This window comes from Nocardia beijingensis NBRC 16342 (assembly GCF_001612785.1).
In the GTDB taxonomy this organism is placed as follows: domain Bacteria; phylum Actinomycetota; class Actinomycetes; order Mycobacteriales; family Mycobacteriaceae; genus Nocardia; species Nocardia beijingensis.
In genome coordinates this window covers 209817-225343 of record NZ_BDBC01000020.1, presented here as the reverse complement: position 1 = coordinate 225343, position 15527 = coordinate 209817, and the positions used below count along the sequence as shown (strand labels likewise).

The 15527-nt window shown below is 69.4% G+C and carries 16 protein-coding genes; 9 read left to right on the top strand and 7 right to left on the bottom strand.

Going from position 1 to position 15527, the window contains the following annotated elements; all coding sequences use genetic code 11:
- Together NB3_RS35565 and NB3_RS15110 are read left to right on the top strand one after the other, a co-directional pair.
- A partial coding sequence (locus NB3_RS35565; protein WP_067802779.1) for a DUF8176 domain-containing protein occupies positions 1–467 on the top strand: 467 nt, incomplete at its 5' end.
- Positions 468–631: 164 nt separating this feature from the next.
- The gene (locus NB3_RS15110) at positions 632–1861 is read left to right on the top strand and encodes a lipase family protein (RefSeq protein ID WP_067802776.1); all 1230 of its coding nucleotides are present in this window, start codon (positions 632–634) and stop codon (positions 1859–1861) included.
- Between the two features lie 49 nt (positions 1862–1910).
- On the opposite strand, the gene NB3_RS15105 is transcribed toward NB3_RS15110, so the two are convergent.
- The gene (locus NB3_RS15105; protein ID WP_084486257.1) at positions 1911–2909 is read right to left on the bottom strand and encodes a phosphotransferase family protein; all 999 of its coding nucleotides are present in this window, start codon (positions 2907–2909) and stop codon (positions 1911–1913) included.
- A 53-nt stretch (positions 2910–2962) separates the two neighbouring features.
- On the bottom strand, positions 2963–4171 hold the full coding sequence (locus NB3_RS15100) for an acyl-CoA dehydrogenase family protein (RefSeq protein ID WP_067802769.1): 1209 nt from the start codon (positions 4169–4171) through the stop codon (positions 2963–2965).
- Positions 4172–4262: 91 nt separating this feature from the next.
- On the opposite strand from NB3_RS15100, the gene NB3_RS15095 reads away from it, so the two are divergent.
- Together NB3_RS15095 and NB3_RS15090 are read left to right on the top strand one after the other, a co-directional pair.
- The gene (locus NB3_RS15095; protein ID WP_067802766.1) at positions 4263–4868 is read left to right on the top strand and encodes a TetR/AcrR family transcriptional regulator; all 606 of its coding nucleotides are present in this window, start codon (positions 4263–4265) and stop codon (positions 4866–4868) included.
- A 451-nt stretch (positions 4869–5319) separates the two neighbouring features.
- Complete coding sequence (locus NB3_RS15090) at positions 5320–6882, top strand: hypothetical protein (protein ID WP_067802763.1); 1563 nt, start codon at positions 5320–5322, stop codon at positions 6880–6882.
- Between the two features lie 88 nt (positions 6883–6970).
- Here the strand turns inward: NB3_RS15090 and NB3_RS15085 are convergent, their stop codons facing one another.
- Entirely contained in the window at positions 6971–7507 is a 537-nt protein-coding gene (locus NB3_RS15085; protein ID WP_067802851.1) for a PadR family transcriptional regulator, read from the bottom strand.
- A 76-nt stretch (positions 7508–7583) separates the two neighbouring features.
- Between NB3_RS15085 and NB3_RS15080 the strand changes: the two genes are divergently transcribed.
- The 4 genes from NB3_RS15080 (at position 7584) to NB3_RS15065 (ending at position 10685) form a co-directional block, all read left to right on the top strand.
- Positions 7584–8516 (top strand): SDR family NAD(P)-dependent oxidoreductase, encoded by a 933-nt coding sequence (locus NB3_RS15080; protein WP_244891915.1) that lies wholly within the window; start codon positions 7584–7586, stop codon positions 8514–8516.
- The gene (locus NB3_RS15075) at positions 8513–9355 is read left to right on the top strand and encodes an SDR family NAD(P)-dependent oxidoreductase (RefSeq protein ID WP_067802756.1); all 843 of its coding nucleotides are present in this window, start codon (positions 8513–8515) and stop codon (positions 9353–9355) included. Before NB3_RS15080 ends, NB3_RS15075 begins: the two co-directional genes overlap by 4 nt.
- 63 nt (positions 9356–9418) lie before the next feature.
- Entirely contained in the window at positions 9419–10024 is a 606-nt protein-coding gene (locus NB3_RS15070) for a ClpP family protease (protein WP_067802753.1), read from the top strand.
- Positions 10025–10091: 67 nt separating this feature from the next.
- Entirely contained in the window at positions 10092–10685 is a 594-nt protein-coding gene (locus NB3_RS15065; protein WP_067802750.1) for a ClpP family protease, read from the top strand.
- Here NB3_RS15065 and NB3_RS15060 read toward each other — a convergent pair whose 3' ends face one another.
- Positions 10686–11072 (bottom strand): helix-turn-helix domain-containing protein, encoded by a 387-nt coding sequence (locus NB3_RS15060; RefSeq protein ID WP_084486247.1) that lies wholly within the window; start codon positions 11070–11072, stop codon positions 10686–10688.
- Positions 11073–11201: 129 nt separating this feature from the next.
- On the opposite strand from NB3_RS15060, the gene ilvD reads away from it, so the two are divergent.
- A complete protein-coding gene (gene ilvD / locus NB3_RS15055) occupies positions 11202–12908 on the top strand; it encodes a dihydroxy-acid dehydratase (protein WP_067802747.1) in 1707 nt (568 codons plus the stop codon).
- A 52-nt stretch (positions 12909–12960) separates the two neighbouring features.
- On the opposite strand, the gene NB3_RS15050 is transcribed toward ilvD, so the two are convergent.
- The 3 genes from NB3_RS15050 to NB3_RS15040 are packed head-to-tail and all read right to left on the bottom strand — an operon-like array spanning position 12961 to position 15435.
- Positions 12961–13686, bottom strand: a complete 726-nt coding sequence (locus NB3_RS15050; protein WP_067802744.1) for an alpha/beta fold hydrolase — start codon at positions 13684–13686, stop codon at positions 12961–12963.
- Positions 13687–13709: 23 nt separating this feature from the next.
- Positions 13710–14675, bottom strand: coding sequence for an alpha/beta hydrolase (locus tag NB3_RS15045; RefSeq protein ID WP_067802741.1), 966 nt, complete (start codon positions 14673–14675; stop codon positions 13710–13712).
- A gap of 37 nt (positions 14676–14712) precedes the next feature.
- Positions 14713–15435, bottom strand: a complete 723-nt coding sequence (locus NB3_RS15040; RefSeq protein ID WP_067802738.1) for an alpha/beta fold hydrolase — start codon at positions 15433–15435, stop codon at positions 14713–14715.
- Between the last annotated feature and the right edge of the window lie 92 nt (positions 15436–15527).

The following is a 15527-nucleotide window of genomic DNA, read 5'->3' as shown; positions in this document are numbered from 1 at the left end:
CCTCGCTCGCCGCCGCCGCGCTGGTCCTGGTCTACACCGATGCCGCCTCCGCGCCACGGCAGTCGGCCACGGTGGCCGACCCGGTGCTCGGCGGCGGCCCCGGTTGCGAGCCGACGCGCGGCGCGCAGCTGGTGCGCGGCAACGGAACCGGTTCCACCGCGTCGGGCCCCGATGTGATCCTCGCCTTCCAGCACGCCTACTACGTCACCCGGTCCGGAGCGGTGGCGCGGTCGCTGACGCTGCCGGACGCCGTGGTGCCACCGGTCGCGGTGATCGACGCGGGCATCGCCTCCGTTCCCACGGGGACGCAGCACTGCGTCATGATCACCCCCATGCTGGACGGACGCTACGACGTGGTCATCACCGAGTTGCGGCCCGACGCGACCAGCCGCACCTACCGCCAGTTCGTCACCGTGGTCACCGCCGGCGACGAGTCCGCCATCAGCAAGATCACCGCACCGAACTGAGCCGGATACTCCCGTTGCGCCGCTCGCGCGCGGGGAGTTTGGCTACGATGCCACTGCCGGAGCGGTCGATCGGCGCGAAATGCCCTGCACGAGCGGTCGATGCCAAGGGGAGGTCGTCGGTGGTGTTCGCACGGTGGTGTGCGGTTGCCGGAACGGCTCTTTCGATGCTGCTGGCGATTCCGGGCCCGCCGTCGCGGGCGCAGCCGGAACTCCCGGCGGTGACGGAGCCGGCGCCGCCGGAACAGGACCCTTTCTACCGGCCGCCCGCCGAGTTGGTCGGCTCGCAGCGGCCCGGCGGGATTCTCGCCGCCCGGCCGATCACCGTCGCCGACCAGTTGCCGGTGGCGTCGGACACCGAGGCGTGGCAGATCTCCTATCGGTCGAACAACAGCGTCGACCAGCCGATCGCCGCCGTCGCGACGTTGCTGAAACCGCGTGCGGCGAACGGAAAACTGGTGTCCCTGCACGCCGCCGAGGATTCCACCGGACTGTTCTGCGCGCCGTCCTACACGGTGCGCCGGTCGATGCAGGCGGGTCTGCTGGACGGGCAGATCGATCAGTTACGGAGCGCTCCCGCGCTGCTGGCGCAGGGATGGACGGTCGTGGTGCCGGATCATCAGGGGCCGAACTCGGCATTCGCCCACGGCCCGCTGGCCGCGCGGATCGCTCTGGACGGTATCCGCGCCGCGCAGCGGTTCGGTCCGGCGGGACTGCCGGGGCCGGACACCGAAGTGGCGATGTGGGGCTATTCCGGTGGCTCGGTCCCCACGCTGCACGGGGCTGAGCTGCGCAGCTCCTACGCGCCGGACTTGAACCTCGTCGGCGTCGTCTCCGGTGGCACCGACGTCGACTTCGAGGCCTTGTCGCTGGCGGCGAACAAGGGTCCCGGCGCGGGCCTGGTCGCGGCCGCCGTCATCGGCCTCGCCCGCGAGGAACCGGAATTGGACGCCTACCTGCGCGAGAACGCGACGCCGCTGGGGCGGCGGTTGCTGGACGCGAAGGGCAACGGTTGCGTGCTGTACCAGGCCGCGACGGAACCGTTCCTCGACGTCGACAGCCTGGTCCGAGGCGGTCTGCTGCACGCGCCGGTGCTGCGCGCGGTCTTCGAGCGCACCAGAATGGGCAAGTCGGCGCCCGACGCGCCGGTCTTCCTGTACCACGCGACCGCGGACTGGCTCGTCCCGATCGGTCCCGCCGACGCGCTCGCCGCCACCTACTGCCGCGACCCGGCCGCGCGCGTCACCTACATCCGTGACCACGCGAGCGAACACCTGACCCTGAACACCCTCGCCGAACCGAGCGTGCTCGCTTGGCTGCGCGACCGATTCGCGGGGGTGCCGGTCGAGCAGGGCTGCTCGGTGCGGAATATGGGGTCCATCGCACTCGGACGATGACGCGGGCACGTGGACGCCGTGAGACGGCCCCGGGTGTCCGCCTGATGCGCTACTCGATTCCCGCGACCTTCCTGCAGCGCCATTCCAGGTAGTTGATCAGCATCCAGAAGTCCTTGAACGCCGGGTTCGTGGTCTGCCCGTGGTGATAGCGGTAGTAGATCTGCTGGGCGATGACGGCCAGCCGGAACAGCCCGAAGACCTCGTAGAACGGCCAGTTCTCGGCGGAGCGGCCGGTGCGCGCGCAGTAGTGTTCGACGATCTGCGCGCGGGTCAGCATGCCGGGCAGGTGACTCGGCTGACGACGCGAAGCCCGCATGACCTCGTCGTCGTCCGCCTGCACCCAGTAGGCCAGCGCGCCACCGAGATCCATCAGCGGATCGCCCAGAGTCGCCATCTCCCAATCGAGCACGCCGACGATCGCGCCGGAGCCGGACGGATCCAGCACCAGATTGTCGAGCCGGAAGTCGTTGTGGATGACGGTGGTGGCGACGTCCGCGGGCTGATTGGCGTCGAGCCAGGCCATCACCGCGGCGAAATCGCTGACATTGTCGGTGCGTGCGTTCACGAAGCGCCGTGACCACCCCGCGACCTGGCGGCCGACGTAACCGGCGCCTTTGCCGATCTCGGTGAGGTCGGCCGCCTCGGGGTCCACTTGGTGCAATTCGATCAGGCAGTCGAAAGCCGCAGTGGACAACCGCTTCGCCTGTTCGGGGGAGAGGCTGGCGCCCTCCGGCAGATCGCCGCGCAGGATCGTCCCCGCCACGCGTTCCATCACGTAGAAATCGCTGCCGATCACGTCCGGATCGGCGCACCGGGCCACCATCCGCGGCACGTAGCGGTAGTGCGGGCGCAACCGCTGTTGCACCAGGAATTCGCGACCCATGTCGTGCGCGGAAGCCGCCTTGGTCCCACTCGGCGGTCGGCGCAGGATCAGGTCGCGATCCGGGTAACGCAGCAGATACGTCAGGTTGGACGCGCCCCCCGAGAATTGGCGAACCTCCGGCGGGCCGGTCAGCTCCGGCACGCGTTCGGCGAGCCAGGCGTGCATAGCGGCGACGTCGAAGGCGTCCTCCGCGCGGACGGTGGTGGCCTCCGCGGCAGTCACCGGTCGTTCCCGTACTTGCGCAATTCCTGACGGGCGATCACGCCGAGGTGCACCTCGTCGGGACCGTCGGCGAACCGCAGCGAACGAATGCCCGCGAACGCGCGGGCCAGCGGGAAGTCATCGGAAAGCCCAGCGCCGCCGTGCAATTGCATCGCCATGTCGAGCACCTCCTGGGTCATCCTCGGCACGACCGCCTTGATCTGGGAGACCTCGCTGCGCGCTCCCGCCAAGCCTTTGGTGTCCAGCAGCCAGGCGGTGTGCAGCACGAGCAGCCGCGCCTGATCGATCGCGACGCGCGCGTTGGCGATGCGCTCGCGGTTTCCGCCGAGGTTGGCCAGCGGCTTGCCGAACGCGGTGCGCGACAGCGCGCGACGGCAGGCCAGTTCGAGTGCGCGCTCGGCCAGGCCGATGGCGCGCATGCAGTGGTGGATTCGGCCGGGGCCGAGGCGGCCCTGTGCGATCTCGAAGCCTCGCCCCGGCCCGGCGATCACGGCGTCCAGCGGCAGGCGCACGTCGGTGAAGGTGACTTCGCCGTGGCCGAAAGGTTCGTCCAGGTAGCCGAAGGTGGTGAGCATCCGTTCCACCCGAACGCCGGGAGTGTCCAGCGGAACCAGCACCATCGAGTGCCGCTGGTAGGGGTGCGCATCCGGGTCGGTGAGGCCCATGAAGATGACGAACTTGCAGTTCGGGTGACCGATGCCGGTGCTCCACCATTTGCGGCCGTTGAGCACGATCTCCTCGCCGTCCACCACGGCGGTCGCGGCCATATTGGTCGCGTCCGAGGAGGCCACCTCGGGTTCGGTCATGCAGAACGCCGAGCGGATCGTGCCGTCCAGCAGTGGACGCAGCCACTGCTGACGCTGCTCGACGCTGCCGTAGTGCAGCAGGACCTCGGCGTTGCCGGTGTCGGGCGCGTTGCAGTTGAACACTTCCGGCGCCCAGCCGGAACTGCCCATCGCCTCCGCCATCGGGGCGTAATCGACGTTGCTGAGTCCCGCGCCGAGTTCCGGGTCGGGCAGGAAGAGGTTCCACAGACCCGCGTCCCGCGCCTTCTTCTTGAGCTCCTCGACCACCGGAGGGACCGCCCACGGCGACTCCCGCAGGGCGGCGGCGTGCTCCTCGTCGCGCGGCTCGATCTCGTCGCGCACGAACTGCCGCACCTGGTCGGTGAGGCGGACGGCTCGGTCGGAATGCGTGAAGTCCATACCCATCCTCGAGGTCTGCTGAGCATTGCTCAACTACCGGTCAGGATCATTGGTAGCATATTATTGAGCATTGCTCAATAGAGGAGGGTGGATGACCGAGGTCGCCGTGGAGCCGGGTGGCCGCCGCTCGGCGGACGACCGGCGCAGGCAATTGATCGGGATCGGTCTCGGCATGCTGATCGACCGGCCGTGGCACCAGATCACCGTCGACGCGGTCGCGCAGCAGGCGGGCATCTCCCGCGGGCTGCTCTTCCACTACTTCCCGACCAAGCAGGACTACTACGCGCAGCTCGTCCGCGCCGCGTCACAGCGATTCCTGCGTGCCACCGGCCCCGACCCCGACGCCGCGGACCAGCTCGCGTCGATGATCGGGAACTTCGTGGGCTACATGCGCAAGCGCAGCGGACCGCTGGTGGGCCTGCTGCGCGCCGCGGGGCAGGACCCGGTGCTCGAGTCGATCATGGAGCGGATGCACGACGAACTGACCGATCGGGTGTTCGCCGCGCTCGGCAGGCCCGCGCGGTCCACCGCCGAGCGCCTGGTGGTGCGGTCGTGGTGGGCGATGGCGGAGGACCTCACCGTGCAGTGGTTGTCCCGCGACGACGTCGACCAGGATCGACTGGACCCACTGTTGTTCGACACGTTGTCCCGGGTGCTCCACTCCGTGGACGCCGAACGCGTGACCGATCCCGAGTGAGCGGTTCGCATTCCTGGGATCGAACCGTGCGGCGGGGGCTGGGTGTTTCGCGGTCGGTCCCCTGAGAGGTGCTGCGGCATTACGAAATCCGCGATCCGTATGGGTGCATCGGTGAATAACCCGGCGCGTGGCCGGCCCGGCGCCGCCGAGGGGCGAATCTCGGCGGCGCCGGCGTATCCGAACGCGCTGCGGGAGCGCACGCGCCGCCGCGAAGGGAAAGCGCGCACGTTCAGCATAGAGCGATCAATGGTCCGCTGCGCGGCGGAAGGAAGTATCCGCGACCGCCGGGAATCACATCTCGTCGCGTGTGTCGTCCGCGGCACGCCGAATAGTTTCGTGAGATGGCAAATGAACAGTTTCGCCAGTAGCGGTGGATCGACTATGAATAAAACGTGCCGTTGCCATACGTGATCACTTGTCTGCCATCGCGTCTCCCGTGCGGGGAGCGCTGATGGTCATCGAACATCCCATCGAGGACGAGGTTACACAGCTGGCGAGGCGGGTCGAGAAGGCCCGTGGACGGCTCGCCTACCAGTTCGATCCCGCGCTCACGGAGGCGTTGTCGGAGGACGAACTGTATGCCGAACGTGAACTCGCCGAACGGATTCGCACCCAGGAGCGCGGACAGCGCTGGAAAGAGGCGCAGGCGGCTGCCGCGGCATCCGACCGCGCCAGGCAGACCACCGAAGCGATCGAGAAGGCCGACATGCGAGACCTCCTGCTCGCCCGCAAGGCGATTGCCGCGCAACGACGCGAATCCAGCCCGCATGCGAAACTGGCCTCCCTGTATCGGCATCGGTCCTGGTCGCTGCGCGCGCTGGCGGGTGTCGTCGCGGCGGGTATGTTGTGGTCGGCGGTCAATGTCCAGCACAACATCGCTCCCGGCGGCGCGACCGATCCGCTGTACTGGTTCAGCTATCTGCTCGAAGGCATGATCAGCGTCTGCCTGATCATCATCATGATCGGCACCAACAAGGTCGCCGAATGGGGCGTGGTGGACAATCGCCGCCAGGTCGCGGCCGCCGAGGTCGCCCTGCTGGCTCTCACCGTCAGCCTCAACACCTACCCCTACTTGCGCGCGGGCGCCTGGTACGACGCGGCCGTGCACGCCATCGCGCCGGTGATGATCGGTGTCGCGCTGCTCATCCACGACGCCGCGAGCGCCCGCTACGGCCTCGCCATCGCCAGGGCCACCGAGCAGGTCCGCGACCTGCCGGACCCGGCCGAGCAGATCCGGCTCACGCTGCCCAGATACCGGATGCCGGTCGCGCCGGAGGCGCCGAGCGTGCCGCACGAACAGGTGCACCAGCAACCGGAGCCCGTGGTGGCGGCGCCCGCGGTGCAGACCGTCGAGCCGGATGTCGTCGAGGTCGCCGAAACCCAGTTCCCGCCGGAGGTTTCCGACGAGCAGCAGCCCGTGGCCGCGGTGAGCGTGGAGAAGAAGCGGCCGGTCGATGCGCCGCGCAAGCCTGTGCTGCCCGAGTCCATCGAGGATCTCGACGCGATGGAGGCCTTCACGTCGCCGGTGCGGGTCAAGGACGCCGACACCGTCGTCACCAACGGCGGTGCGCCCGCCGCCAACGGAAAGAAGGTCGCCGCGGCCGAGCCGGTCGCGCCGGTTCTCGCGGCCGGGTCCGAGGACCGGCCCGCCGCGCGCGTCCTCGCCGAAGAGCCCGCCCCGGCGAAGGTGGTCGTCCGGCAGACGCCGCAGGCCAAGCCGCGCACGGTGGTATCCGAGACGGAGGCCCCGACGGCCGAGATCCCGGCCGCCACTCGGCAGCCGTTGGCGGAGGTCAAGACCGACAGCGCGATGCCGGAGCCGAAGAACGGCAAAGAAACCCCCAAGCCCGACGTCGCGCAGCCGCCAACGGCCCGCCCGCCGGACATCTACGACACCGGTTCGTTCCGCGTCGCCGACATCCTCGAGCAGGAACTCGCCGAACTGCAGGCCGAACGGCGCCGCGCCCGCACCAGCAGGCAGCGTTCCGCCACGACGGCCGGTCGCGAGTCCTAGCGATCCCGTCCCGGCCCGAGATGCCCGCCCCGCGCCGCACGCGCCCGGCGGGCATCGCCGTCTTCGCGGCCGGAACTTTCGGTGGGCGTCAAGATTCCGGGTCGGTCAAAGGCACTGCCTTCGCCCACTCCGCCCAGTCGGCGAGGGCGTCGTACAGCCGGACCGCGGCTTCGACCGTGACACGCATCGAGCGGGTTTGCGGGGAGTCGCCGAAATCCCCTCGGTCCTTGGCGTTCGCGTACCCGCGGTAGAGTTCCGCCTTCTCCCGGTAGAACCGGGCTTCCCCGGCAAGGTGCGCCTCCAGTTCGCCGGAGTTCAACAGCCAGAAGAACAACGAGCGCAGAACCGGTTCCAGCCGGATGGTGTGGTCCACATCGACGTGCACCAGCCAGCGGCGCAACTCGGCGACGCCGTCGTCGGTGATGCGGTACTCCTTGCGCCGTCGCGGACCCTCGGCCGCCACCTCGACCAGGCCTTCCTCCGCGAGCCGGGTCAGCTCCCCGTAGATCTGGGGATGCTTGGCGGGCCAGATCGCGCCGAGCATCTCCTCGAAGCGGCGGGTCAGGTCGTAGCCGCTGCCGGGCTGGTCGGCGAGCAGTCCGAGTAACCCGTGACGCAGTGACATCGACTCTCCCATTTCGTGATCGGTGGCCCGGCTGGAGCGTACCTCCGTCGTTCTGCCAAAGTTCACCTTCTTGACTGTGCCGACATGTATATCTATACATGTTGTAAAGCACATGTTGTTATTTACATATGGAGGCGAAATGGCGAATGAAGGTTCGAAAGCGGTGCTGATCACCGGTGCGGGCGGCGGGATCGGTTCCGCCGCTGTCGAGGCGTTCGCCGCGCGGGGCTACCGCGTCTACGCGGGTGTACGGACGCTGGAAGGCGCTCGGTTCGGGCACGAGAACGTCGTGCCGGTGGAACTCGATGTGACCGACAGCGCGTGCGTTCGCCATGCGCTCGACGCGGTCGCGGCCGACCGTGGCCCAGCCGGGTTACAGGTGCTGGTCAACAACGCGGGCGTCATCGTGCAGGGGCCACTGGAGCTGGTGTCCGAGGCGGAACTGCACCGGCAGTTCGATATCAACGTCTACGGCCCGCACCGGGTGACGGTGGCCGCGCTGCCGCTGTTGCGCGCCGGCGGCGGCCGCGTGATCAACATCAGCGCGGCGAGCGCTCGCACCGCGATGCCGTACCTGGGACCCATCTCGGCGAGCAAGGCGGCGCTCGAATCGTTGTCCCACGCGGCCCGCGTCGAACTCGCGCCATGGGGCATCCCGGTCTCGGTGGTCGAGCCCGGCGCGATCGCGACGCCGATCTTCGCGAAGGCCGAAACGCATGCGCGCGAGACGCTCGCGCTGGCCGACCCGGATCGCGTCGAGCTCTACCGCAGCGGACTGGCCGCTGTCGAAAAAGCGCTGGTCGAACAAAAGACGCGGCCCGTGGGCACGGTGGTCGACGCGATCCTGCGCGCCGCGCGGGCCCGGCGGCCCAAGGATTGCTACGTGGCGAGCTCGGACGCGCGCATGCTCCGGATGCTCGCGTATCTGCCCTTCCGCCTGCGTGATCGGGTGATCGCAGGCGCCTTGGGCCTCGGCAAGCTCGAAGTGGCGCCCGGAGCGGCGCGATGAGCCGGATCGTGTTCGCCGGGGCCACCTCCGGGCTGGGGCGGCAAGCGGCACTGCGACTGGCGAAGGACGGCCACGATCTGGTGCTGGTCGGCCGGGATGCGGACAAGGGCGCGCGGCTGGCCCGCGAAACCGGTGGCCGGTTCGTGCGCGCGGATCTGTCCGTCTCGGCGGGCGTCGACCACGTCGCCGAGCAGGTCGCCGAGCGGTTCGACGGTGTGGACGTCCTGATCAACAACGCCGGTGTCATGACGCCGGAACGGCGCGTGAGCGGCGAGGGCATCGAGCTGAATCTCGCCGTCCATCATCTCGCGCCGTTCGCGCTGACCGGACGACTGCTGCCGCTGTTGCGCCGCGGCGGCGGCCGGGTGCTCAACGTCAACTCCGAGGGCCACCGGCAGTCGATGTTCCGGGCGGGCCCCGTGCGCGTCGACTTCGACGACTTGCAGAGCGAGCGGGATTTCGACCCGTTCGTCACCTACAGCCGGACCAAGCTCGCCAACCTGTTGTTCACTTACGAACTGCATCGCCGGTATCCGGGATTGACCGTCGCCGCGGTACATCCCGGCTTCGTGCGCACGGATCTCGGCCGGGACTTCCCGCGAGCGCGGGTGGCGCTGCTGCACCTGACGGCGCTGTCCGCGCGGCAAGGGGCCGTACCGGTCGTCCACCTGGCGACCACGCGGGAGCTGGTGAACGGGGCCTACTACAACCGCCGCACCGAGACGCGCAGCTCGGACGCGTCCTATGACCAGGATGCCGCGCGGCGGCTGTGGGACCTGACCGAACGGCTGCGCGGCCCGTTCGCCGCGCCGGTCGGTGATCGGCCGCTCGACTGCTGAGAGCGGATCTGCCGAGGGCAGCAACGGAGCGATCCGGCATAGCGCGTGCGGCACGGTGGATCCATGCCTCACGACGACAAGACTCCGATGTTCAGCTGGCGGGCCCGCGAGCAACTGCTCAGCCGCCGCATAGTCGTGCTCGACGGCGCACTCGATGACGACAACGGGACGCTGCTGATGACCCAGATGCTCACCCTCGCCGCCGAGGATCCCGACGCGGGCATCTCGCTGTGGATCCATTCACCGGGCGGATCGGTGCCTTCCATGCTCGCCATCCGTGACGTGATGCGGCTGGTGCCATGTGATGTCTCCACGCTCGCGCTCGGATTGGCGTGCAGCGCGGGCCAATTCCTCTTGTCGTCGGGCAGCAAGGGGAAGCGTTTCGCGTTGCCGCACGCCAGGGTGCTGATGCACCAGGGATCGGCGGGCATCGGCGGCACCGCCGTCGACGTCGAGGTCCAGGCCGACGATCTGCGCTACACCGTGGACACGGTGCTCGGGATCATCGCCGAGGACACCGGCCAGCCGTTCGACCGGATCTACGAGGATTCGCTGCACGACCGCTGGTTCACGGCCGCGCAGGCCAAGGAGTACGGCTTCATCGACCACATCGTCGACTCGTTCGGGCAGATCGTCCCGCAACGCCAGCGCATCGGGATCTCGGCATGAACGGGGCCCGGAGGCGGCAGCGGAGCGTGACCACGCAGGGTCCCGTTCATGCCGGAAAGGAAACAGCATGAGCACCTACACCATCCCCAATGTGATCGCGCAGCATCCGCGGGGCGGTGAACGGATCACCGACATCTACTCCCACCTGCTCGCCGAGCGCATCGTCTACCTCGGAACGCCGATCGACTCCGGTGTCGCCAACGCGCTCATCGCCCAGCTGCTGCATCTGGAATCGGAGAGTCCGGAGCAGGAGATCAACCTCTACATCAACTGCGAGGGCGGCGACCTGTCCTCCATGCTCGCCGTGTACGACACCATGCAGCACATTCGATCGCCCGTCCAGACCACCTGTGTCGGCCAGGCGATCGCGGTGGGCGCGGTGCTGCTCGCGGGTGGCGAGCCGGGTCGCCGTGCCATGCTCCCGCACGCCAGGGTGGTGCTGCATCAACCCGCCGCGCGCGGGCAGGGCGCGATTCCCGACCTGATCCTGCAGGCCGACGAGCTGGTGCGGCTGCGGGCGGAGATCGAGTCGATCCTGTCCCGGCACACCGGGCAGTCGGTGGAGCGGCTGCGGCACGACACCGACCGCGACCGGGTCTTCACGGCGCAGGCCGCGATCGAGTACGGCCTCGTCGATCAGGTGCTGGGGCGACGCGACTGATCAGGCCGCAAGCGCCATGAGCGTGGGCCCGGTGCCGGAGCGCGGCGCCGAGCGTGGCAGCAGGGCGATCCGGCGCCGCGCGCGCAGTTCGTCCGCCACCTGGCCGGTGAGTTCGCCCAGCGTGGTGCCGAGCGATCCGGCCAGGGCGGCGATCATCTCGCTCGACGGCTCCTTGCGACCTCGCTCGACCTCCGACAGGTACTGCGGGGAGATGCCCGCCCGCCGGGCCGTCTCGACCAGCGTCTCGTTCCGGTCCAGCCGCAGCGTGCGCAGCTGTTCGCCGAGCACCTCGCGCCACAGCGGTTCCGGAAGCGTCCGCGAGTCCGGTTGGCGGGGACGGTCGTCGCGTCCACCGGGAATCGAGTGCAGTCTCGGGTGCTCGCTCATGAGCTGAGCGTAAGGTCCGCGGGCGCGGGTCCGCCCGGCATTACGCTCAGGGCGGACGAGCGGCGGGTCTGCGTGGTTTCGGCGTGGTCGCCGCCGCGATCGGTGCGGGGGCGAGCATGATGGGAAACCGTGCCCGAGAATCAGAGAGTTCCCGATCTCAAGCCACGCAGCCGCGACGTCACCGACGGCTTGGAGCGGACCGCCGCCCGCGGGATGTTGCGCGCGGTCGGCATGAGTGACGACGACTGGGAGAAGCCGCAGATCGGCGTGGCCTCCTCGTGGAACGAGATCACGCCGTGCAATCTGTCCCTGGAGCGACTCGCCCGGGGGTGCAAGGACGGCGTCTTCTCCGGCGGCGGTTTCCCCATGCAGTTCGGCACCATCTCGGTGTCGGACGGCATCTCCATGGGACACGAGGGGATGCACTTCTCCTTGGTGTCGCGCGAGGTGATCGCCGACAGCGTCGAGACGGTGATGCAAGCCGAGCGGCTCGACGGTTCGGTGCTGCTGGCCGGCTGCGACAAATCGCTGCCGGGCATGCTCATGGCCGCGGCCAGGCTGAACCTGGCGAGCGTGTTCCTCTACGCGGGGTCGATCCTGCCGGGGATCGCGAAGCTCTCCGACGGCAGCGAGCGCGAGGTGACGATCATCGACGCCTTCGAAGCGGTCGGCGCCTGTGCCAGGGGGTTGATGAGCCGGGACGACGTCGCCGCGATCGAGCGGGCGATCTGCCCCGGCGAGGGGGCCTGCGGCGGCATGTACACCGCCAACACCATGGCCAGCGCGGCCGAGGCGCTCGGCATGTCGCTGCCAGGCAGCGCGGCGCCGCCCGCGACCGACCGGCGCCGCGACGGTTACGCCCGGCGCAGCGGCGAGGCCGTGGTCGAGTTGATCCGCCAGGGCATCACCCCCTCGGACATCCTCACCAAGCCCGCGTTCGAGAACGCGATCGCGGTGGTCATGGCGTTCGGCGGCTCCACGAATGCCGTGCTGCACCTGCTGGCCATCGCGCACGAGGCGAATGTCGATCTGTCGCTGGACGACTTCGCCAGGATCGGTCGCCGGGTGCCGCACCTGGCGGACGTCAAACCCTTCGGCAACCACGTCATGACCGATGTAGACCGGATCGGGGGCGTGCCGGTCATGATGAAAGCCCTGCTCGACGCCGGGTTGCTGCATGGTGACTGCCTCACCGTGACCGGTCGGACGGTGGCGGAGAACCTGGCCGACATCACCCCGCCGGACCCGGACGGCAAGGTGATCCGCGCGATGGCTTCCCCGATCCATCCGACCGGCGGCATCACCATCCTGTCCGGATCTCTCGCGCCGGATGGCGCGGTGGTCAAGTCGGCAGGCTTCGATTCCGACGTGTTCACCGGCACGGCACGGGTTTTCGATCGGGAACGGGCCGCGATGGACGCGCTCGAAGACGGCACCATCGCGGCGGGCGACGTGGTCGTCATCCGGTACGAGGGGCCGAAGGGCGGCCCTGGGATGCGGGAGATGCTGGCCATCACCGCGGCCATCAAAGGCGCGGGCCTCGGCAAGGACGTGCTGCTGCTCACCGACGGGCGGTTCTCCGGGGGCACGACGGGTCTGTGCGTCGGGCACGTCGCGCCGGAAGCCGTCGACGGCGGCCCGATCGCGTTCGTGCGCGACGGTGACCCCATCCGCCTCGACGTCGCCGCGGGCACGCTGGACCTGCTGGTCGACGCCGCCGAACTCGCCGCCCGCCGCACCGGCTGGAAACCCTTGCCGCCCCGCTACACCCGCGGCGTCCTGGCCAAGTACACGAAGCTGGTGGGCTCGGCATCGGTCGGGGCCGTCTGCGGCTGACGCCCCCGATCCCGCGCGGAAGGCTCTCCTGCCGCGCGGGCCCCGTGGATTCCTAACCGGCGGCTCGGGCGATGAGCTCAGCTACCACGTCGGGAGCGGACACCGAGACCGCGTGCGAAGCCGAGACCTCGACGACCTCGGCGCCGGCGCGTTCGGCCATGAACCGCTGCGCTTCCACCGGGATGTTCTTGTCCTCGCCGGTGACCAGCGCGAACGAGCGTATGCCCCGCCAAGCGGCGGCCGTCGCGGGCTGCTGCAACGCGTCGAGGGCGACCGGCCGCTGGGTCGCGGCCATCAGTTCGGCGGTGGCGGCGGGCACGTCGGCGGCGAACTGCCGGTGGAATTCCTCCTGGCGGATGTAGAGCTCGGTGCCCGCGCCCCCGTCGGGGAGCGGATAGGACGCCGACCGGGTGGCGGGCCCGAGCGTCGACCCGGGGAACTTGTCGGTCAATTGCAGTGCGCTCTCGCCCACGTCCGGAATGAACGCCGCGGCGTAGACGAGCGTCGCGACATCGGTCCGTCCCGCGGCGGCGACCGTGATCACGCTTCCGCCGTAGGAATGGCCGACCAGAATGCTCGGCCCTGCCACCGAATCGAGGACCGACGCCAAATAGGCGGCGTCACTGTCGAGGCCGCGCAGCGGATTCGCGGCCGCGATCACGGAATGCCCTCGGGCGCGCAGTCGTTCGACGACACCGTTCCAGCTGGATGAGTCGGCGAACGCGCCGTGGACCAGCACGATGGTCGGCGCGGACGGACTGGTGGGTTCGGTGCTCACGAATATGGTTCCTTCGAATCGGATCAGTCGGTGTACAGAGCGGACCGCAACGCCGCGACGGCCTGCGCCACCGCGGCTTTGGCGGCATGGGTGTCGTGCAGCGAGTTGACCATCACGAAGTCGTGGACGATCCCGCCGTAGCGCACCTGGGTGACCGGCACGCCCGCGGCGCGCAACTTGCCGGCGAAGGCCTCGCCCTCGTCGCGCAGCACGTCGGCTTCGGCGGTGATGACCAGCGCGGGCGGCAACCCGGCCAGCTGCTCGGTGGTCGCCCGCAGCGGTGACACGGTGATCTGGGCGCGATCGTCCGCGCTGGTGGTGTACTGATCCCAGAACCACTTCATGCCCTCGCGCGTGAGGAAGTAGCCCTCGGCGAACTGCTCGTAGGAACCGGTGTCGAAGTTGGCGTCGGTCACCGGGTAGAACAGCACCTGCTGGACGAAGGAGACGTCGCCGCGCTCCTTGGCCATCAGCGTCAGCGCGATGGCCATGTTGCCGCCCACCGAGTCGCCCGCGATCGCGATCCGCGACGAGTCGAGGCCCTTCTGCGCGCCCTCCGCGGTGACCCACTGCGCCACCCGGTAGGACTGCTCGTTGGCCACCGGGTACCGCACATCCGGCGATCGGTCGTATTCGGGGAACACCACGGCGGCGTGCGTGCCGACGGCCAGGTCGCGCACCAGGCGGTCGTGGGTGTGCGCGTCGCCGAACACCCATCCCGCGCCGTGGGTGTAGATGATCACCGGCAGCGTTTCGGTGGCCCCCCGCGGCTTGACGATCCGCACCCGCACGGAGCCCGTCGGGCCGCCGTCGACGGTGATCCACTCCTCGTCGATCTCGGGCTTGAAGATCGGTGTGTCCTGCACGCCGTCCACCGCCTTGCGACCCTCCTCGGGCGGGAGCTGGTACAGGAACGGCGGCTGCGAGGTCGCGTCGACGAACTCCTGCGCCGCCGGTTCGAGCGAGATGCCGTGCGGGTTACCTGACATGGTGGTGCCTCTCTGGAAGTGGGGGAACTGCTGTGACTCAGGCGGATTGCGCGATCGCGTCGGCGATGACGGCCACGACTTCGTCGGGGTGGGTCTGCATCACCAGATGCGGTCCGTCGATCTCGACCACCGCGCGCACTCCGGCTCGCCGGTAGCCGAATCGCTCGACCTCGGGATTGATGGTGCGGTCGGCGCTGGAGACGATGCCCCAGGCCGGTTTCGTCTTCCACGCGGCCGCCGAGGCGGGCTCGGTGAACGCGAAAGCCGACAGCGGCTGCTGCGAGACCGCGAGGACCGCGGCCTTCGCCGGGTCCAGGCCAGCGGCGAAGACCTCGGGGAAGGCCTCGACGGCGACCGAGACGTCCGTGCCGGGCTCGGCGCCCTCGATCGGGTACGGCGCGTAGACGAGGTTGGCCGCCAGATCGGAATCCGGGAACCCGCCCTGCAACTGCCCGAGGCTTTCGCCTTCTTCCAGGGCGTAGCCGGAGACGTAGACCAGGCCGACCACGTTTTCGGCGACGCCGGCGACGGTGATGACGGCGCCGCCGTAGGAGTGCCCGGCGAGCAGCACGGGGCCGTCGATCCGCTCCACGAACGACTTGATGTAGGCCGCGTCCGCCGACAGGCTGCGATTGAACACCGGGGGCACCAGCACCCGATGGCCTCGGTCGAGCAGCCGTGCGGTGACGGGGGACCAGCTCGAAGCGTCGGCGAAAGCGCCGTGCACCAGAACGATGGTGGGATCAGCCGGGGCGGACATGCGATTCCTTTCTGCGGCGCTCGATCAGCGACGCGGTGGCCGACTCAGTCTCGGCCGCGGGCCCCGCCGCGCGCCCCTCCCCACGGGCCACA